14 protein-coding genes are annotated in these 20,209 nt (G+C 62.8%); 7 read left to right on the plus strand and 7 right to left on the minus strand.

Going from position 1 to position 20,209, the window contains the following annotated elements:
* Nucleotides 1-72: 72 nt before the first annotated feature.
* The 6 genes from ON753_RS20665 (at nucleotide 73) to ON753_RS20690 (ending at nucleotide 12,148) form a co-directional block, all read left to right on the plus strand.
* The gene (locus ON753_RS20665) at nucleotides 73-2,907 is read left to right on the plus strand and encodes a [protein-PII] uridylyltransferase (RefSeq protein ID WP_265965010.1); all 2,835 of its coding nucleotides are present in this window, start codon (nucleotides 73-75) and stop codon (nucleotides 2,905-2,907) included.
* A 30-nt stretch (nucleotides 2,908-2,937) separates the two neighbouring features.
* Nucleotides 2,938-4,500, plus strand: a complete 1,563-nt coding sequence (murJ, locus tag ON753_RS20670) for a murein biosynthesis integral membrane protein MurJ (protein WP_265965012.1) — start codon at nucleotides 2,938-2,940, stop codon at nucleotides 4,498-4,500.
* A 122-nt stretch (nucleotides 4,501-4,622) separates the two neighbouring features.
* Nucleotides 4,623-5,702, plus strand: a complete 1,080-nt coding sequence (trpS, locus tag ON753_RS20675; RefSeq protein ID WP_265965013.1) for a tryptophan--tRNA ligase — start codon at nucleotides 4,623-4,625, stop codon at nucleotides 5,700-5,702.
* 247 nt (nucleotides 5,703-5,949) lie between these two features.
* Complete coding sequence (locus tag ON753_RS20680) at nucleotides 5,950-8,373, plus strand: PAS domain-containing hybrid sensor histidine kinase/response regulator (RefSeq protein ID WP_265965015.1); 2,424 nt, start codon at nucleotides 5,950-5,952, stop codon at nucleotides 8,371-8,373.
* A 396-nt stretch (nucleotides 8,374-8,769) separates the two neighbouring features.
* A complete protein-coding gene (olsB, locus tag ON753_RS20685; RefSeq protein ID WP_377047392.1) occupies nucleotides 8,770-9,720 on the plus strand; it encodes a l-ornithine N(alpha)-acyltransferase in 951 nt (316 codons plus the stop codon).
* 196 nt (nucleotides 9,721-9,916) lie between these two features.
* Entirely contained in the window at nucleotides 9,917-12,148 is a 2,232-nt protein-coding gene (locus ON753_RS20690; RefSeq protein ID WP_265965017.1) for a transglycosylase domain-containing protein, read from the plus strand.
* Nucleotides 12,149-12,205: 57 nt separating this feature from the next.
* Here the strand turns inward: ON753_RS20690 and ON753_RS20695 are convergent, their stop codons facing one another.
* The 7 genes from ON753_RS20695 to rph form a co-directional block, all read right to left on the minus strand.
* Nucleotides 12,206-12,943, minus strand: coding sequence for a M48 family metallopeptidase (locus ON753_RS20695; RefSeq protein ID WP_265965019.1), 738 nt, complete (start codon nucleotides 12,941-12,943; stop codon nucleotides 12,206-12,208).
* 136 nt (nucleotides 12,944-13,079) lie between these two features.
* A complete protein-coding gene (locus tag ON753_RS20700) occupies nucleotides 13,080-13,508 on the minus strand; it encodes a DUF2852 domain-containing protein (protein WP_265965021.1) in 429 nt (142 codons plus the stop codon).
* 227 nt (nucleotides 13,509-13,735) lie between these two features.
* A complete protein-coding gene (locus ON753_RS20705) occupies nucleotides 13,736-14,422 on the minus strand; it encodes a glycosyltransferase (RefSeq protein ID WP_265965023.1) in 687 nt (228 codons plus the stop codon).
* 154 nt (nucleotides 14,423-14,576) lie between these two features.
* Nucleotides 14,577-16,100 carry a polyhydroxyalkanoate depolymerase gene (gene phaZ, locus ON753_RS20710; RefSeq protein WP_265967218.1) on the minus strand — a complete coding sequence of 508 codons (1,524 nt, stop codon included), beginning with the start codon at nucleotides 16,098-16,100 and terminating at the stop codon, nucleotides 14,577-14,579.
* A 321-nt stretch (nucleotides 16,101-16,421) separates the two neighbouring features.
* Complete coding sequence (gene hemW / locus ON753_RS20715) at nucleotides 16,422-17,591, minus strand: radical SAM family heme chaperone HemW (protein ID WP_377047383.1); 1,170 nt, start codon at nucleotides 17,589-17,591, stop codon at nucleotides 16,422-16,424.
* Entirely contained in the window at nucleotides 17,588-18,226 is a 639-nt protein-coding gene (gene rdgB, locus ON753_RS20720; RefSeq protein ID WP_265965026.1) for an RdgB/HAM1 family non-canonical purine NTP pyrophosphatase, read from the minus strand. The genes hemW and rdgB overlap by 4 nt, the downstream gene beginning before the upstream one ends.
* Nucleotides 18,227-18,238: 12 nt before the next feature.
* Complete coding sequence (gene rph, locus ON753_RS20725; RefSeq protein ID WP_265965027.1) at nucleotides 18,239-18,952, minus strand: ribonuclease PH; 714 nt, start codon at nucleotides 18,950-18,952, stop codon at nucleotides 18,239-18,241.
* 150 nt (nucleotides 18,953-19,102) lie between these two features.
* On the opposite strand from rph, the gene hrcA reads away from it, so the two are divergent.
* The gene (gene hrcA / locus ON753_RS20730) at nucleotides 19,103-20,173 is read left to right on the plus strand and encodes a heat-inducible transcriptional repressor HrcA (RefSeq protein ID WP_265965028.1); all 1,071 of its coding nucleotides are present in this window, start codon (nucleotides 19,103-19,105) and stop codon (nucleotides 20,171-20,173) included.
* Nucleotides 20,174-20,209 lie beyond the last annotated feature (36 nt).

Below are 20,209 nucleotides of genomic sequence, written 5' to 3' on the forward strand. Positions count from 1 at the left end.
GATTTACCTGTCCTTATTTCGCGACATCTGTATAACCAGCCCTGACGCTTTTGAACGGAATTCTTGACCAGCATGAGACTTTCCCAGGAAGAAATCGCCGGCCTGATCGATACGGATGCCCTGAAGGAACGCCTGACCGCCCTCACGTCGAAGAACGACGGTGACGGCTGGGACATGAAGGTCCGCTCCGCGGTGCTGGCCGAGTTGAAGTCGACCGTGAAAGCCGCCCGGGAGAACGTCGAAGCCCTGCTCAACGAGGATGGCGGCGGGCTGCTTTGTGCCGCGCGCCTATCGTCCATCCAGGACGAGCTGATCCGGGTGATCTACGATTTCGCCCTTCACCACGTCTACCGGGTCAAGAATCCTTCGGCTGCCGAGCGCATGTCGATCGCCGCCGTCGGCGGCTATGGCCGCGGAACCCTGGCGCCGGAATCCGACATCGATCTGCTGTTCATCCTGCCCTACAAGCAGACGCCCTGGGGCGAGCAGGTGGTCGAATACATTCTCTACATGCTCTGGGACCTCGGCTTCAAGGTCGGCCACGCGACGCGGAACATCGACGAATGCATCCGGCTCGCCCGCGCGGACATGACGATCCGCACCGCCATCCTCGAAGCCCGCTACGTGTGGGGCGACCGGCCGCTTTACGACGAACTGGTGCAGCGCTTCGATACGGAAGTGGTCGAGGGAACCAGTTCGGAATTCATCGCCGCGAAGCTGCAGGAAAGAGATGAGCGCCACCAGCGCCAGGGCATGTCCCGCTATCTCGTCGAGCCGAACATCAAGGAAGGCAAGGGGGGCCTGCGCGACCTCAACACCCTGTTCTGGATCGCCAAGTACCATTACCGGGTCAACAGGCAGTCGGAGCTGGTCAAGAAGGGCGTTCTGACCCGTTCCGAATACAAGAGATTCAAAAAATCCGAGGACTTCCTCTGGGCCGTGCGCTGCCACCTGCATTTCCTGACCTCACGCCCGGAAGAGCGCCTGTCCTTCGACGTGCAGCGGGAGATCGCGATCCGGCTGGGCTATACCCAGCATCCCGGCATGAAGGATGTCGAGCGGTTCATGAAGCATTATTTCCTGGTGGCCAAGGACGTCGGCGATCTGACCCGCATCCTCTGTGCCGCCCTGGAGGAGGAGCACGTCAAGGAGCCGCGCGGCAAGGGCCTGAGCGGAATGATGCGCCGGCTGCGCAAGGGGCGCTTGTCCGGCGCTCTCAAGACGGTGGACGGGGCACCGGACTTCGTGGTCGAAAACAACCGCCTCAATGCAGCTTCCCCCACGATCTTCGAAAGCGACCCGACCAACCTCCTCAGGGCGTTCCAGATTGCCGACAAGCACGAATACAACATGCATCCGCAACTCACGCGGCTGATGCGTCATTCCCTGAAGCTTGTCGATGCCAATGTGCGCAACGATCCGGAAGCCAACCGCCTGTTCCTGTCGATCCTGACATCCCGGCATTTTCCCGAAAAAACCCTGCGAAAGATGAACGAGACCGGCCTTCTCGGCCGTTTCGTGCCCGAATTCGGCAAGGTCGTCGCGATGATGCAGTTCAACATGTATCACCACTACACGGTCGACGAGCACCTGATCCGCTCGATTGGTGTTCTGGCCGATATCGAACGGGGCGATTCCGGCGACGACCATCCCCTGGCCACCGATCTGATCCTGACCCTGCAGAACCGCAAGGTTCTCTACGTCGCGATGTTCCTGCACGACATCGCCAAGGGCCGGCCGGAAGACCATTCCATTGCCGGGGCCAGGATCGCCCGCAAACTCTGCCCGCGCTTCGGACTGAACGATGCGGAAACGGAGACCGTCGCCTGGCTGATCGAGCACCATCTGGAGATGAGCACCATCGCCCAGTCGCGCGATCTGTCGGACCGCAAGACCATTACCGATTTCGCCCAGACCGTTCAGTCGCTCGAGCGGCTGAAACTGCTGCTCATCCTGACAGTTGCCGACATCCGGGCGGTGGGCCCAGGCGTCTTCAACGGCTGGAAAGGCCAGTTGCTGAGGACGCTCTATTACGCCAGCGAACCGCACCTGACCGGCGGCCACACCAAGCTTTCCCACAACCAGACCATCGTGAAGGCCAAGGAAGACCTCAGCGCCAGGCTCCAGCACTGGCCCGACGAAGCCAGGTCCGGTTATCTCAACCGGCACTACCCGGCCTACTGGCTCCGCACCGAACCGGACCGGCTCGCGGCGCACGCGGAGCTGCTTCACGAGGCGGATCAGGAGGGCAAGCACCTGGCGTTCCAGGTCGTTCCCCGGGCATTCGAAGGGGTGACGGAGCTGACGATCTTCGCGCCGGATCACCCGAGGCTGCTCTCTGTCATCGCCGGGGCCTGCCATGCCACCGGTGCCAATATCGTCGATGCGCAGATCGACACCACGACCGACGGCTTTGCCCTCGACACGATCTTCATCGGGCGGGAACTGCCGGGCGACAAGGACGAGCGCCGGCGCGGCGAGCGGATCACGCGGCTGATCGAGGCCACATTGCGCGGCGAGGAACGCCTGCCCGACCCGATCGCGCGAAAATCCTCCGTCAAGGGCCGGATGAAGGCGTTCAAGGTCGCCACCGAAGTGCTTGTCAACAATGCGCTGTCCGATGACTACACGGTTCTGGAAATTTCCGGTCTGGACCGGCCGGGCCTGCTTTTCGACCTCACCCGCAGCATTGCCACGCTCAACCTGAATATCGGCTCCGCCCATATTTCCACCTTCGGCGAGAAAGTGGTCGACGTGTTCTACGTGACGGATCTGACCGGGCAGAAGATTGCCAATATCGGCCGGCAGGACATCATCCGGGAACGTCTGGCCAACGCCGTGGAAGGGAACGTGGAGCTGGATCCGGCGGCGCCGGTCGCCCGCAAAGCGCAACGCCAAGCGTCCTGAACAGGATCGTCACTCGGAGCCCGCCTGGAAATGAGTCTTGTCCGCAATTTCGCAACGGTCGGTGGCGCGACCCTCCTGAGCCGCCTTCTCGGCTTCGTCCGGGACGTTCTGCTGGCGGCGGCCGTCGGGACGGGGCCCGTCGCCGACGCCTTCGTGGTGGCCTTCCGCCTGCCGAACCTCTTCCGGCGGCTGTTCGCGGAAGGCGCCTTCAACTCGGCCTTCATTCCGCTTTTCGGACGGGCGGTCGAAGAGGAGGGTGAGGACGGCGCGAAAAAATTCGCCGGGGAAATCGGCTCGGCGCTGCTGTTCTGCCTGCTGATCCTGACGGCGCTGGCCCAGATATTCATGCCCGCCGTGGTCTGGGCGCTGGCGCCCGGTTTTCTGGGCGATCCGGAAAAGTTCGATCTCACCGTGCTCATGTCGCGGATCGCTTTTCCCTATCTCATCTTCATGTCGCTGCTGGCCTTCATCGGCGGCATGCTGAACACCTATGGCCGCTTCGCGGCCGCCGCCTTCGCCCCTGTCATGCTCAACGTGGTGATGAGCATCGTCCTTGCCGGCGTGCTGATGCTCGGCGTCGGTGACCCCACCATGCTCGGCGTCATTCTGGCGGTAGGCGTCACCGTGGGGGGCGTCGTGCAGCTGGTGGTCGTGATCATCGATCTAAAGCGGCTCGGTTTCCGAATTCCCGTGGTCCGTCCCCGCTTCACGAAGTCGACCCGGCGCCTTCTTGCTCTCGGCATTCCCGGCGTTATTGCCGGCGGCGTTACGCAGATCAATATCGCCGTGGGACAGATCATCGCGTCGCTTCAGGACGGCGCGAATGCCATGCTCTATTTTGCCGACCGGCTCTACCAGCTGCCGCTCGGCGTGATCGGTATTGCCATCGGCGTGGTGCTGCTGCCGAGCCTGACGCGGCAGTTGCGGGCCGGCCATGCGGCCGCCTACCAGCACAGTCTCAACAGAGCCATGGAGTTCGCCCTGGTGCTCACCCTGCCGGCCGCAGTGGCGCTGGCCGTCATTCCCCATGAAATCGTCTCGGTCCTGTTCCAGCGCGTGCGCTTCGATGCGGCCGCCGTCGACGGGACGGCCGCGGCGCTGACGGCCTTTGCCTTCGGCCTGCCGGCCTTCGTACTCAACAAGGTTTTCTCACCCGGCTATTTCGCCCGCGAGGACACCAGGACACCTATGATCTTCGCCAGCATCGGCATGGTGGTGAATGTCGTACTGTCGATCGCGCTGTTTCCGGTGATGAAACATGTCGGCATAGCGCTGGCAACGACGCTGGCCGGCTGGGTGAATACCGGCCTGCTGATTATCGTTCTGTGGCAGCGCGGCCATTTTGCGCCGGATCTCAAGCTCCTGCGCCGGCTGGTGCTGGTGCTCCTGGCAAGCCTCGCCATGGGCGTCAGCATCTACTTCGCCGCCGGGCTCCTCAGCGCATATCTCACCGACCCGTTGCTGGCCGTCCGGGCGGCAAGTCTCGTCCTGCTCGTGCTGATCGGCATGGTCACGTTCAGCATCTTTACCCAGCTCAGCGGCGGCGCGGACCTGACCGGAATGCTGAAAGCGTTGACACGGCGCAACACATGAGCGCGAAACGCGGGATTTCCTACGTTTCGCGCTTGCATCAAAGCCCTGCGGGACTTACACCCGGCGCGCCCAAATGTTCACAGCGCCCTTCCAACCGGCCGCACCAATCAAAGGGATCTTAAATGGCGGAGTTCCAGCCCCGTGTCTTTTCCGGCGTCCAGCCGACCGGCAATCTTCATCTTGGCAACTACCTGGGCGCGGTTTCGCGCTGGGTGCCGTTGCAGGATCAGATGCCGACCATCTTCTGCGTCGTCGACTCCCATGCCATTACCGCCGGATTTCCGGATCCGGAGGAGCTGACCAATGCAACGCGGGAAGTGACCGCCGCCTACATGGCGGCCGGCATCGATCCGAAGAAATCCATCATCTTCAACCAGAGCCAGGTCCGCGAACATGCGGAACTCGCCTGGATCTTCAACTGCGTGGCGCGGATGGGCTGGCTCAACCGCATGACACAGTTCAAGGAAAAGGCCGGCAAGAACAGGGAGAACGCCTCCGTCGGCCTGTTCGCCTATCCCAACCTGATGGCCGCCGACATCCTGGCGTACCGGGCAACCCATGTGCCGGTCGGCGACGACCAGAAGCAGCATCTGGAACTGACCCGCGACATCGCCGCAAAGTTCAACAACGACTTCGGCGACCGGATCAAGGACTTAGGCATCGGCGTGCCGAACCCGACACCGTCCAACGAGCTGCCGGAATATCTCTATTTCCCGATGACCGAGCCGATGATCGCCGGCCCGGCCACGCGGATCATGTCGCTGCGCGACGGCACCAAGAAGATGTCGAAGTCCGACCCGTCGGACCTGTCGCGCATCAACCTGACCGACGATGCGGACACGATCGCCAAGAAGGTGAAGAAGGCCAAGACCGACCCGGATGCCCTGCCGAGCGAAGTGGCCGGCCTGGAAGACCGCCCGGAAGCGGACAATCTCGTCGGCATCTACGCAGCGATTGCCGGGCGCACGAAGGAAGAGGTCCTGAAGGATTTCGGCGGACAACAGTTCTCCACCTTCAAACCCGCGCTCGCCGAACTGGCGGTTTCCACGCTGTCGCCGATGACCGACGAGATGCGCCGTCTGATGGACGACAAGGCCCAGATCGATGCGGTTCTGAAAGACGGGGTGGAAAAGGCCTCGGCGATCGCCGAACCGATCCTGAAGGACGTGCGTAGGATCATCGGTTTTCTGGACGTCCGGTAACGCGGCGCCGGCCAGAGGCGCATCGCTGCGCATCTTCGGAAAAAGCTTCTACGCGACAAGATTGCAAGACGGGCCGAGTGCCCGTCTTGCCGTTTGTGGCTGCACACGCCGAGCCGAATAGCGGGCATATTCCGCCAGGGCCCTGCCGGGACTTGCAATTTTTACCGGTTGTCGGGGCAAGTGAAACGGTTTTTCAAAGTTTAAGCGTCACTCTCTCACCAACGGGGTCTTGTAGAGAGTAGTGATCTTGATCAGCCAGAACAGCGAGCGTGCCGCCGAAGCCGCGCCGGATGAAGACGTCCGGCGGGAGCAACCAGCTTCACCGGACGAGGCCCGCTCGCGGCCGGAAGGCGCGCGCTCCTCAAGACCCTCCGGAAGCTCCTTCGACGGCGATCCAAGGTCCGAAACGGATGATGCCGGTCCCGTGATCGGTCCCGGCCGGCGTGCCACGGACGGGCCGCTATCCGCTCCCGCCAGGGTCCTTCAGCATCTGGCCCTGGCAGGACTGGTTCTCGGCCTGGGCGCCGCCCTCTTTCTGGTGACCACCGACGGCCTCAACCGGTTTCTCGGGGCGGGACTGGCGTTTTTCGCCGGCGGCCTGGCAGTCTGGCGCCTGTTCGCCGACGACATGTTCCGCGCCGTCCAGGCGGTGCAGATCAAGGACGAAAAGATCCGGCGCCTGCTGGCGCGATGCGAGGAACTGGAAGACCGTGCATGGGAACTCGGCGAGTCCGACGAGCGCCATGCCAGCATCCTGGCAACGCTCGGGGACGTCGTCATCCGGCGCGACCAGGACGGCATCATCACTTACGTCAATTCCGCCGCGGCCGATGTCTTCGGCGCAGATCATCCGCTGCAGCCCGGCAGTGCAATGGAGCTGCCGCTGATCGAAGTGGAAGGCCTTGGGTGCTTGCGGACCGAATCCTTCGATGACGATGCGCAGGCCATGGACTTTCAGGATCTTCACATCGAAACCGCGCAGGGGCCGCGCTGGTTTTCGCGCATCGACATTCCGGTGCGCGACACGGTCACCGACCGCCAACTGGTGCAAAGCGTCCTGCGCGACGTCACCGAGCGCCGTCTCATCGAGGAGGAACTGCTCGCCGCCCGCCATGCGGCGGAAAGTTCCAACGAGGCCAAATCCCGCTTCCTGGCCACCGTCAGCCATGAAATCCGTACGCCGCTGAACGGTGTCCTCGGCATGGCCGCCCTGCTGCGCGACACGCGTCTCACCAAGGAACAAAGCGCCTATATCGAGGCGCTGGAAACCTCGGGCGAAACGCTGCTGCTCCTGATAGACGAAGTGCTGGACTTCTCCAAGGTGGAGGCCGGCAAGCTGGACATCCGGGCCACTCCGGTGCGGGTGGGCGCGCTTGCGGAAAACGTCGTCGAGCTTCTGGCCCCCAAGGCCCATGCCAAGCGGCTCGAGGTCGGCGCTTTCGTCGATCCGGACCTTCCGGCGGAAGTCACCCTGGATGCCACCAGGGTGCGGCAGATCCTGTTCAATCTGATCGGCAACGGCATCAAGTTCACAGACGATGGCGGGGTGGCGGTGGAACTGGAGGGACGGCCAAATCCCGAAGGCGGCAGCTTCCTTGACATCGACGTGCGCGATACCGGCATCGGCTTCGACGAAGCCGAGGCGGAGCGCCTGTTCAGGGAGTTCGAGCAGATCGATCACGGCCCGGCACGCAAATTCGGCGGCACGGGCCTGGGACTTGCCATTGCGCAGCGCCTGGCAGGCCTCATGGGCGGGGCGATCACGGCGCGGCCCACCGGAGACGGCGGCGCGACTTTCCGCGTCTCGCTGCCGATTCCCGAAGGCCTTTCTTCCAGCAATGACCCGCGCCTTGCCGGCCTCGAGGGACGCAAGATCGTCCTTGTCAGCAACAGCCGGATCGAATGTCCGCTTCTGGCCAGGCGCCTGGCGCGCCACGGCTCGGACGTCACCGTCCGGGCACCGGGCAATTCCGATCTCGATGAAGCTCTGTGTTCGGCGGATCTTCTGGTCGTCGACAACTCCGCGCTTTCCGACGGCGGCGGCTGGCTGGCCACCGCCCGCCTGTCGGGCTGCCGGGCACCGGCGGTCATCATGATCGCTCCGCCGGAGCGGGAACGGCTGGAGCACCTGCGTGAAGCCGGGTATGCGGCCTACCTGATCCGGCCGGTGCGCATTGAAACGCTCATCCAGATCTTTTCCGGGCTATTGAACGGCGAGGGCATCGACCACGCCTGGGATGTCAGCTCCGAACCGGTCACCAACGGCTTTCTCGCCAGCCGCAGCCGAAATCCCGGCCGTCCCTTGCGTCTCCTGGTCGCGGAAGACAACGACATCAATCGCCTCCTGAGCGAAGCGATGCTGCGCAAGCTCGGTCATGTGCCGGTGATGGTCGCCGATGGGGAACGGGCGGTGGAAGAAGCTTTGAGCGGTTCGTTCGACGCAGTGCTCATGGATCTTCACATGCCCGGCCTCGACGGTTTCGAGGCGATCCGCAAGATTCGGGAAGACGAAGAGGCGAGCGGCCGCGCGCCCGTACCAATCCTGATCGTCACGGCGGATGTCATGCAGGATGCGCGCGACAAGGCGACGGAGGCCGGGGCTGCCGGCTATCTGACGAAGCCGCTGTCCGTGGAATCCATTTCCGATGCACTTGCCGAAATCGGCCGCTGACCCGGGAGCGGCGCTCATCATCTGAGCGAGCCCTACCGGTTTCATGGGAGGCCAGCATATCACGATTGCATTGGGCTTTCTCAACAATCAAAGCGGGTGCGTTGCTTTTGCAGCGCGGCACGGAATGCCGCTCCGATAGATTTCACAAATCCACAAGAGTGAGCTAAGCTTGAACTGTCCGGTGGCTGGAAATCGGCCGGGTGATCCTGTGGCAGGAGTGCGGAAACGCGCGGTGTCATCCGGTTGTCGGATTAACGTGGTCTACGGCAGGATCGAAGCACGGTGACCTGATTCGGAGCGCTCGGTCCGGCGCACGCAGGACGGCATGCGAACGAGGCGCGGCCGGTCGCCTGCCGGTGTCCCTGGAAAACGGTAAGAGGGGGTGGAATGTCCATTATGCGGCAAGGGCTGTTTTCTCCGAAGAAGCTGGTGCGGAAGTTCACACCGGCAATGTGGCCCGGCGCGGCGATGGTAAACGCACCGCACGTCGCGCATCCGCTCCAAACGCCGGTGAAGACCGGCGAAACGCTCGGCCGGATCGGCTCTCTCGAAGTCCGCATGGCGCGCAATTTCTACGAAGTGAAAAAGGCTCAGCGCCTGCGCTACCAGGTCTTCTATCAGGAGATGTCGGCCATTGCGGATGCGCATACCCTGGCAACACGCCGTGACGCCGACCCGTTCGATGACTATTGCGATCACCTTCTGGTGGTCGATCATGCCTCGATGAAGCGCAACAAGCTCGGCAGGCTGAAGCCCGAGATCGTCGGCACCTACCGCATTCTGCGCCAGGAAATCGCCGACCGGCACAGCGGCTTCTACACGGCGGGCGAATACGACGTTCAGTCCCTGGTCGACGCCAATTCGGGCAAGCGTTTCATGGAACTCGGCCGGTCCTGCGTATTGAAGCCCTACCGCAACAAGAAAACCGTCGAGCTGCTGTGGCACGGCATCTGGGCCTATGTGCTGCGCCACAAGATCGACGTGATGCTCGGATGCGCTTCCATCGAAAGCACGAACCCGGATGCGATCGCTGGCCAGCTTGCCTTTCTGCATCACAATGCCCGCGCGCCGGAAGAATGGCGCGTGCGCGCGGTGGAAGACAGGTATGTGGAGATGAACCGCATGCCGGCTGAGGAAATCAATGCCAAGGAAGCCCTGCGCGCCCTGCCGCCGCTCGTCAAGGGCTATCTGCGGCTCGGTGCCTTCATCGGCGACGGCGCGGTGATCGATCACCAATTCGGCACGACGGACGTTCTGATCATCATGCCGGTCTCCGAGCTTAATACGCGCTACGTCAATTACTATGGAGCGGACGCCAGCCGCTATTCGAGCGAGCAGCCGGCCTGACGGCACCCGCCGCCCGAACAGCCGGATCGCCTGCAGATCCTCGGGCCCTCTGTGGGAGCTAAACCGCGGCCAACGGGGAAAATTTCCGCCGGGCGGCCGGGGAAGGATGTCAGACTTAACACCCCCTTAAATTGCCGCATTCTAGGATCATCACCGGGGAAACCGGCGTTCTGCCGGAAAACGGGACGGATGATCGATGGCGACAAGGGCGAAACGCCAGCCGCGAATTGAGCCGACATTTGGAAGCGGGAGCAGCAGCCTGCTCGACCTGCGTCTGACGCCGCAGGATCGCGCCTCCGCGCCGGGCGGCAAGTCAAAGTCCCGAAAGACGTCGAAATCCGGCACAACCAAGAAGAAATCACCCGGCAAGCCCGCGAAATCCCAACGCCCTAAATCACGAAACGGTTCTGGCGGCCGCTCCGGCGCCAAGCGGCGCAGCGGACGAGGGAAAAGCCGGCGGCGAACCCCGTCGGGCCTCGGCCGCCTGATCAGGCGCGGCGCCTACTGGAGCGCGGTTCTCGGCATCTGGGGCATCATCGCCGTTGCCGGGATCGTCGGCTATTACGCGGCCTATCTGCCGCCGACCTCCGAATGGCAGGTCCCCGCCCGGCCGCCTAATGTCAAGATCGTCGCCGCCAACGGCCAGCTCCTTGCGAACCGGGGCGATACGGGCGGCGAAGCGGTCCGCCTGGAACAATTGCCGCCCTATCTGCCGAATGCCGTGGTCGCGATCGAAGATCGCCGTTTCCGATCCCATTTCGGCATCGATCCGATCGGCCTGTTGCGGGCCGTCTATACCAACGTGACCTCCGGACGCCTGGTTCAGGGCGGATCGACGCTGACGCAGCAGCTTGCCAAGAACCTGTTCCTGGAACCGGACCGCACGCTCAAGCGCAAGATCCAGGAACTGGTGCTCGCCTTCTGGCTGGAGGCCGAATACTCCAAGGACGAGATCCTGGAAATGTATCTGAACCGGGTCTATCTGGGAGCCGGCAGCTATGGGGTGGACGCGGCCGCCCGCCGGTATTTCGGCAAATCGGCACGGCTCGTCACCATCGCCGAGGCGGCGACCATGGCGGGCCTGCTCAAGGCACCCTCGCGCTATTCCCCGGCCCGCAATCCGGATCTTGCCGAGGAGCGGGCCCAGCTGGTGCTCGCGGCGATGCATGAAGAGGGCTACATCGATGGCCAGGAGGCCAAGAACGCCCTGGCGGCCCCGGCCAAGGTCGTGCGCCGCTACACCACCGCAAGCGAAAACTATGCCGCCGACTGGGTGATGGACGTCCTGCCGCATTTCATCGGCTCGATTGAAGGCGACATCATTGTCGACACCACTATCGACCCGGCCATGCAGCAGGCGGCCGAAACCGCGCTGCGCAATGCCTTGAAGGAAAACCGCCAGAAATACGGCGTCACGCAAGGCGCGATCGTCACGCTCGATACCGCCGGCGCCGTCAAGGCGCTGGTCGGGGGCGCGGACTACTCGAAGAGCCAGTATAACCGCGCGGTCTATGCCAAGCGCCAGCCCGGCTCGGCCTTCAAGCCGTTCGTCTATCTGGCGGCCCTTGAAAACGGCCTCACGCCGCAGACAATCCGTCACGACCGTCCGGTCACCATCGGCGGCTGGTCGCCGCAAAACTACACCAAAGAACATTACGGCCCGGTGACGCTGACCCGCGCGCTGAGCATGTCGCTCAACACGGTTGCCGCCCAGCTCGCCCATGAAGTGGGCGCCGGAACCGTGATCAACACCGCCAAACGACTCGGCATCAGTTCGGACCTGAACAAGAACCTGTCGATCGCGCTCGGCACGTCCGAAGTCACCCCGCTCGAAATCGCCTCCGCCTATGTGCCCTTCTCCAATGGTGGCTACGGCGTGCTGCCGCATATCATCCGCCGGATCAAGACGGTCGACGGCAAGCTCCTCTATTCGCGCTCCGGCGATGGCCGCGGCAGGGTGGTCGACCGGCAGATGGTCGGCAACATGAACGTGATGATGTCCGAAACGCTGCTGACCGGCACGGGCCGCAAGGCCAGGCTGGACGGCGGCCGTCCGGCCGGCGGCAAGACCGGCACAAGCCAGGATTTCCGCGACGCCTGGTTCATCGGCTACACGGCAAACCTCACCACGGCGGTCTGGTTCGGCAATGACGACAACTCGCCAACCCAGCGGGCGTCGGGCAGCGGCCTGCCGGCCGGGGTGTGGAAAGAAGTGATGGACGCCGCCCACAAGGACATGCCCGCCGCAGACCTTCCCGGGGCGCCGAGCATTCCGGCGACCGTCGCCGCACCGCGCAAGCCCGGGCCGATCGAGACCGTCGGATCCGGCAGCGAACCCATTCCTCCGGCGCCGATTGGCGGTGGTGGTGGCGGCGGAGAACGCCGCGGCCCGCTCAATCTGCTCCGCAACCTGTTCGGTGGCGGCTGAGTCTGGCGCAAGGGCCGTACCACAGAGCATGCATGCGCAATGACCGGCGCGCCCGCTCTAACCGTAACCGTGCAGCTGCAGGCCGTTTTCCTTAAGCCACAGGCGCGCTCTTGGCGTTTGCGGCGCCAATTGCTCGCAGAGCCGCCAGAACCGGGCGGAGTGGTTCATTTCCTTCAGATGCGCCACTTCATGGGCGGCGACATAGTCGAGGATATCGGACGGAGCGAGCACGAGGCGCCAGGAGAAGGACAGCCGGCCGTTGGAGGCACAGGAGCCCCAGCGGCTCTTGGTGTCGCGGATGCTGATCGCGGCGATCTTCCGGCCGATGGTCTTTGCGTGGAGCCCGGCGCGTCCGCTCAGGTCGGCGCGTGCCTGATCCTTGAGCCAGGACGTCACTTTCCTCGGGACATGGTCTTCCGCACCGGGAACGAACAGGGCCGGCAACCCGTCCTCCGACCGCCCCACCGTGACAAGGCCGCGCAGTTTGCCCGTCGGAATGATGATGTGATCCTCTCCGCGCAGGGGAATGGTATCTCCCGGCCGGAAGGCAACATGGTCCGGCCGGTCCTGCAGGCGCTCGATCAGCCAGCCGATATGCTGGCGGGCGAAGCGCTCGGCGCGCTCCAGATTGCCGCCGTGCGGAACGGTAAGAACGGGGCCGGACATGTCCGCGGGCAGACGCAGCAGATAGCGCTGCGCCCGGGGATTGGCGCGCAGGCGAATACGCACTGCTCGCGTGTCCGTCTGGATTTCTATGTGGTCCGGCAGATGGGTCTTGCGGCGGCGTAACAGCATGAACAGCGGGTGCCCAACGAATCAGGTGACTTGCACCCAGCGTAAAAGACTTTGATCCGGCAATAAACGGACGAAAGCGGCGCTCTTGAGGGCGCCGCTCTCGGTCAGGCCGTTCTGCAACGGTCGGGGGAGGAAATTACAGGGTCGAGGCGTCGCTGCCACCGGCGCTGCGGCCGCGGTTGGCCATGAAGCGGTCGAACTCTTCCTGATCGCGCGCCCGGCGCAGTTCCCTCAGGAAATCATCGAATTCGGCACGCATCGTGTCGAGTTTCGCCCGTTCTTCTTCCAGACGCTTCAGTTCCCGTTCCCGGTAATCGTCGAAGGCGGCATTGCCGGTGCGGGCGTAGCCAGCAGAATTTGACATCTGATCAAATGCTCCCTTCAGCGGACTTCCCCGCCATTGATCCCTTGCATCGCGAAACATGGCCTCGAAACGGTCGCCCCAAAGAATGTAGGCGAGCATGGCAAGGCCAAGCGGCCAGAACACCATGAACCCCAGTACCATCAGAGCAATGGTCGCCGGTGTCCAGGCAGGTTTGATCATGCAACTTTTGGTCGTTGTCATCGTTCCATCCATTCAAGACATCCACGCCCCTTCAGGTAGGGATTGCCTCAGGTTCCTTCAAGGATCGATGACGGAAATCGGACGAAAACGGGGGCGTGCCGCCGACCTGCGACCACGACCGCCGGCTTCGATCGTGATCCTTGCGGCCCCAAAGATCAGGTTCAGCAGTACGCTGAGTAGCGCGTAGGTCGTGACACTGTCAGGACCTGCGAGGCCTGCATCAGCCGCTAATCGAACGGGCCGTCGATGACATGTTGCGAGGAATAATTCGCCAACAGCTTTTCCCGGTGCCATTCGGCAGCCATAGGAGCATTGGCATATTCATGGAAACACGGCGTGCCAAGGGTGAAATGAAGCAGCTTGGCATCGGGATTAACACCGAATTCGTCCGGCAGCCAGTTCCACTCGATGGGCAGTTCACCGACCAGATCGTCTTCCAGCCACGTGAAGCGGTGCAATTGAGCGCCCGTCCCATTCATGACGAAATTCGGCGTCACAACCCGGTTTGCCGGATGAGCGCAGTTCCAAAGGACGACGCTGGACCAGTTCTTGCGCGGATAATCCTCGTTCTTGGAACCGAGATACTTGGTGGTCTGGCGGGTCTTGTAGTCGTGATGGACGCACATCACCGCCTTGCTCTCGTCGCGCATGGCAAACAGCTTGGCAATATCGTCCCGCACAATCATGTCCCCATCCATAAACAAGGCCCAGCCATTGTAATTCATCAGGTGCGGGATCAGGAATCGGCTGTAGATGAAGTGGTTCGACCCGTCGGTATGGGTTTCCTGATAGGTCTTGAGATTGTGAAGCGAGAGAGGAGTAATCGCCAACACGTCACTCGACTGCCGCGTCAGGCTGTTCACGCAAACATGGTAGGCGACCGCTTCGCGCGTATCGAGATCCAATAAAAACATTTAGCACTGTTGAAACCTCCGGCCTCGCCATATGCCGGACTTGTATGGGCTCGAGAATCCAGAATCAATAGCGGCAGCCGGTTCGCGGGGAAAAATCTAACCCCGTGGGCCAAGTTATGGGCGCCCGATCCGGGCACCCATAACCTTAATCTGCTCAGCTGACCTTTTCCGACAGCTCGCGGGCCTGGCCGATCCAGTTGTCGCGGGCAATGCGGCCGCGGAAGTCGAGTTTGCCGTCGAGGGCTTCGATCTGCTCCGGCGTGAGCGAGGCGATCTGCCAGTAGTGGAAGATGCCGGCCTCGTTCAGGGCGGATTCCAGCTTCGGCCCGACGCCGCTGATCGCTTTCAGGTCATCGGCGACGCCTTCCGGCCTGGCCAGGAGAATTTCCTCCAGCGAACCGGACTTTACCTCGGCCACTGCCGCGGGTCCGGCAGGTGCTGCGGTTTCAGCAACGGCAGCCGGCCTCGCCGGGGTCCTGTTGGGCAGATCGGTGCGGTGGGTTCGGATGAAATCCATCACCCGCGGCGCGATTTCGGACCGCCAGCGGGAGCCGTTGAAAACGCCGTAATGACCGACATTCGGCTGCTCGTAATGGGCTTTCATGTCGTCCGGCAGGTTGGTGCAAAGGGCGTGCGCCGCTTTGGTCTGACCGCGGCCGGTGATGTCGTCCTTCTCGCCTTCCACCGTCAGCAGGGCCGTCCGGGTAATCTTGCTGCAGTCGACCGGGCGGCCGTTATGCATCATGGTGCCGTTGGGCAGGGCGTGGTCGATAAACACGGCCTCGACGGTCTGGAGATAGAATTCCGCGGTCAGATCCATCACCGCCAGATATTCGTCGTAGAAATCGCGGTGCTTCTCGGCGCTGTCGCCATCCCCTTCCACGAGATGCTGGAAGAACTCCCGATGAGCCGTGACGTGACGGTCCAAATTCATGCTCATGAAGCCGGACAGCTGCAGGAAGCCGGGATAGACGTCGCGCATGAAACCCGGATGCGGGAACGGCACCTTCATGATGACGTTGTTCTTGAACCACTCGATGCCCTTGCTCACCGCCAGGTCGTTCACCGCCGTCGGCGCGACACGGGTGTCGATCGGGCCGCCCATCAGGGTCGTGGTCGAGGGAACGTAGGGATCTTCCCAGTCCTCCATCACCGCGACGGCTGCAAGAACCGGCACAGACGGCTGGCAGACACCGATGATATGCGTGTCCGGCCCGAGGAAATGCAACATCGCGATGATGTACTCGATGTAATCATCGAGATCGAACTTGCCGTCCTGAACGGGGACCATACGGGCGTCTATCCAGTCGGTGATATAGACTTCCGCATTCGGCATCAGGGTTTCGACCGTGCCGCGCAGCAGGGTCGCATAGTGGCCGGACATGGGAGCGACGACGAGGATTTTCGGATCGTTCCGGCTCTTCGTCACGCCGCGCTCGAAATGGATCAGATCGCAGAACGGCCGCTGCCAGACGATGTTCTCGCGCACAGGAACGCGGACACCGCCGACAACCGTGTCCTTCAGGCCGAATTCGGGCTTGCCGTAGCGCCGGGTCGCCCGTTCGAGAACTTCGCAGCCGGCAGCGACGGAGCGGCCGTATGCGGTGTGGCTGAGAGGATTGAGCGGGTTCTGGAAGTAGAGCCGCGTCATGTCGTTGAAGGCCCGGAACGGACCCATGACTGCATGATTGAGCTCGTACAGGTGATAAAAAGGCAAAGGCGCATCTCCTTTGTTTATGAAGCCGCTGCTGCCCCCATTGGAAAAACCCAAATCCATCACACCGCGGCCCGTCTGTTTGTGCACCACTATTGCATTGCAGCAAGATAGCCAGCGCAGTGCGAGCCCGCAATACTTCTAATTGTTATGTGGACCCGGCCCCCGACGCCTCAGGACGCAGGCAATTGCGCTTCCGGCGCAGAACCGGTGTGCGCTGCACAAGACAGATAGGATCTTTAAATCAATTCAGTAGGGGCATCCGCCAAAATCGTGAACAGCGGCTCAGGACGCCAGATCGGCCACCACCGCATCGAGAACAAAAAATCCTTCACGCGTCGCCCGGACGCGGTTTTCCCCTAGTTCTTCGACCATTCGGTGCTCCAGAAGCGCGTTCAGGCGGCGCGGGTCGATGGATCTGTGGGCAAATCTCTCGTAGCGGCCGAGATCAATGCCTTCAGTGAGTCGCAATCCCATGAGCAGGAACTCGTCGCCTTGCTCTTCTTCACTGAGGCCCGCATTTTCAACGAGACCGTGGCCATGCTCCTCGACATTTTCAAGCCAGGTCTCCGGGTGCCGCTCCGTGGCAGTCGCAAGCCGGCTGGCGCCGACCGTGAGGCGGCCATGGGCGCCCGGCCCGACGCCCACATAGTCGCCGTAGCGCCAATAAACCAGGTTGTGGCGGCATTCGGCGCCCGGCCTGGCGTGATTGGAGACCTCGTAGGCCGGCAACCCGGCTTCCGCCGTGATGTCCTGGGTGAGCTCGTAGAACGCGGCACCCAGGTCCTGATCCGGCATCTGGAGCTTGCCTGCGTGATACAGGGTGTGGAACGGCGTGCCTTCCTCGATGGTCAGCTGATAGAGCGACAGGTGATCGGCGGCAAGGTCGATCGCCTGCTTCAGCTCCCGTTTCCAGCCCTCGAGGGTCTGGCCGGGGCGGGCGTAGATCAGGTCGAAGGAAAGGCGCGGGAAGGTGGCACGGGCGGTTTCAATGGCGCGCCGCGCCGTTTCGGCGTCATGCAGGCGGCCCAGCAGCCTCAGATCCGTATCGATCAGGGATTGAACACCGAGCGAAACGCGGTTCACGCCGGCGCCGCGGTATTCCCGGAAGCGTTCCGCCTCCACGGAGGAGGGATTGGCCTCCAGGGAAATCTCGACCTCCGGATCCAGAGACCAGTGACCGGAAACAGCAGTCAGGATACGCTCGACCGTGGCCGGGTCCATCAGCGACGGTGTGCCACCGCCCAGGAAGATGGACTGAACGGTCCTGCCCCGGGTCAGCTCGGCGAAATGGGCAAGTTCCCGCTCGAAGGCCGCCGTGTAGCGGGTCTGATCGACCGGTTGATGGCGGACATGGGAATTGAAGTCGCAATAGGGGCATTTGGCGGCACAGAACGGCCAATGCACATAAATGCCGAAACCTCCGTCGCTGACGGCTTGGGTCACCCGTTTCAACTTTCCAGACAGCCTTTCGCGAACAGCTGGAAGGCGCGTGCCCGGTGCGAGAGCGCGGGCGCGTCTTGCGACCAGCCGTGTTTTTCCTCCGACGTCATCTCCCCGAATGTCCGCTCCTTGCCGTCGGGCAGGAAGATCGGGTCGTAGCCGAAGCCCTGCGTACCGCGCGGCGGCCAGACGACCTCGCCCTCGACTTCGCCGCGGAACAGCTCCTGATGACCGTCCGGCCAGGCGAGGCACAGGACGGCGACGAAGGACCCGCGCCGCTGGTGCGGGTTCACCGCCCCCTCCGACTGGAGCTTTTCCTCAACCGTGCGCATCGCCATGTCGAAGTCCTTGTCCGGACCGGCCCAGCGCGCGGAATATATGCCCGGGTCACCGTCCAGCGCGGCGACGCAGAAGCCGCTGTCATCGGCAAGGGCCGGAAGGCCGGATGCCTTCGCGGCCGCCTGCGCCTTGAGGGCGGCGTTTTCCTCGAACGTCAGTCCGGTTTCCTCCGGCTCCGGCAGGTCAAGCTCGGCGGCTGAAACGACCTCGAACCCGAAGGGCTGAAGCAGTTCGTTGATTTCGCGGATCTTGCCCTTGTTGTGGCTTGCAACAACAAGCCTGCCTGGCTCCAGCTTCCGGTGGCTCATCTTTTCGGGTCCTTAAAGAATGGCCATTTTCTGCAGGTCGATCAGCCGGCTGATGCCGGTTTTCGCCAGGCCCAGCAACTCTCCGAACTGATCTTCGGAAAACGGCGCGCCCTCGGCGGTTCCCTGGATCTCGACGATGCCGCCGGAGCCGGTGATGACGAAATTCGCATCGGTTTCCGCCGTGCTGTCCTCGGCATAGTCGAGATCGAGCACCGGGGCGCCTTCGTAGATGCCGCAGGAGACCGCCGCGATATGCTCCTTCAGCACCTCGCCGGAGACCATGTCGCGGGCCTTCATCCATTCAACGCAGTCGCGAAGCGCCACCCAGGCACCGGTGATTGCGGCCGTGCGCGTGCCGCCGTCAGCCTGGATGACGTCGCAGTCCACGCTAATCTGCGCCTCGCCCAACGCTTGAAGGTCAACCACCGCGCGCAGGGAGCGGCCGATCAGGCGCTGGATTTCCTGCGTGCGGCCGGACTGTTTGCCGGCGCTCGCCTCGCGGCGCATACGGTCGCCGGTCGCGCGCGGCAGCATGCCGTATTCGGCCGTCACCCAGCCCCGGTTCTGGCCGCGCAGCCACGGCGGGACCCGCTCTTCCAGGCTGGCGGTGCACAAAACGTGCGTGTCGCCGAACTTGACGAGGCAGGAGCCTTCCGCATGTTTGGAAACACCGCGTTCCAATGTGACGGCGCGGAGCTCGTCGGCTGCGCGTTTGGACGGACGCATGAAAATACCCTTCGACTTTCGCTTATCGGAAACGGCTGTTTCCCTCAAACCTTCGCGCCTTGTAGACCCCAAGCTCATTCGCCGTAAAGGCCCAGCTTCACGTGAGCCCCATTTTGCGCCTATATCTTGGGAGTAAGACCCGCCGGGTTTATGTCAGATGGAGAATATGCCTTGAGCCTCAGCGACCTCGACAGGAGATCCCGCGAAATATTCCGTGCCATCGTCGAAACCTATCTGGAGACCGGCGAACCGGTCGGCTCGCGCAATGTTTCCCGGAACCTTTCCATGTCCCTTTCGCCCGCCTCGGTCCGCAACGTCATGTCGGACCTGGAGCATATGGGCCTCCTGCATTCGCCCCACACCAGTGCAGGCCGTCTTCCGACACAGGTCGGCCTGAGATTTTTCGTCGACGCGCTTCTGGAGGTCGGCGATCTGACCCAGCAGGAACGCCAGGCGATCGACGTCCAGGTGCGGGCCACGAAACAGGCGAATTCGACCGAACAGGTGCTTACCGAGGCCAGCCAGATGCTGTCCGGCCTTTCCATGGGCGCCGGTGTCGTGCTGACCCACAAGTCGGACATCCGGCTGAAACACATCGAGTTCGTACGCATCGAACCGCAGAAGGCCCTTGTCATTCTGGTCAGCGAAGACGGGTCGGTCGAAAACCGCGTCATCGACCTGCCTCCTGACCTGCCGTCTTCCGCGCTGGTGGAAGCCACCAACTATCTGAATGCCCAGATCCAGGGACGAACGATCCCGGAAGTCCGCGCGGAGCTCGAGAAGGTCCGTGACGCGGACCAGCTGGAACTCGACCAGTTGAGCCGGAAGGTCATCGACGCGGGGCTTGCCGTGTGGAGCGGCGAAAGCGTGAGCGATCCGGGCACCCTGATCGTGCGCGGCCGGTCTAATCTGCTGACCGACCTCGATGCGGTAGAGGATCTGGAGCGGATCCGGTTGCTGTTCGACGACCTGGAAAGCAAGAAGGACCTCATACAGCTTCTGGGTCTTGCCGAACGGGGCGACGGCGTGCGCATTTTCATCGGCTCGGAGAACAACCTGTTTTCGCTGTCCGGATCTTCGCTCGTGGTGTCGCCCTACCGGGACAGCAACCAGCGCATCGTCGGCGTTCTCGGCGTCATCGGCCCGACGCGGCTGAACTATGCGCGGGTCATCCCGATGGTGGATTACACCGCCCGGCTGGTGAGCAAGATCCTGGGATAAGGCTTGATCCCTTGCCCCGGCCGACCCCATTTAACC

Origin of the sequence: Roseibium salinum (genome assembly GCF_026240905.1) — a bacterium.
Classification (GTDB): domain Bacteria; phylum Pseudomonadota; class Alphaproteobacteria; order Rhizobiales; family Stappiaceae; genus Roseibium; species Roseibium salinum.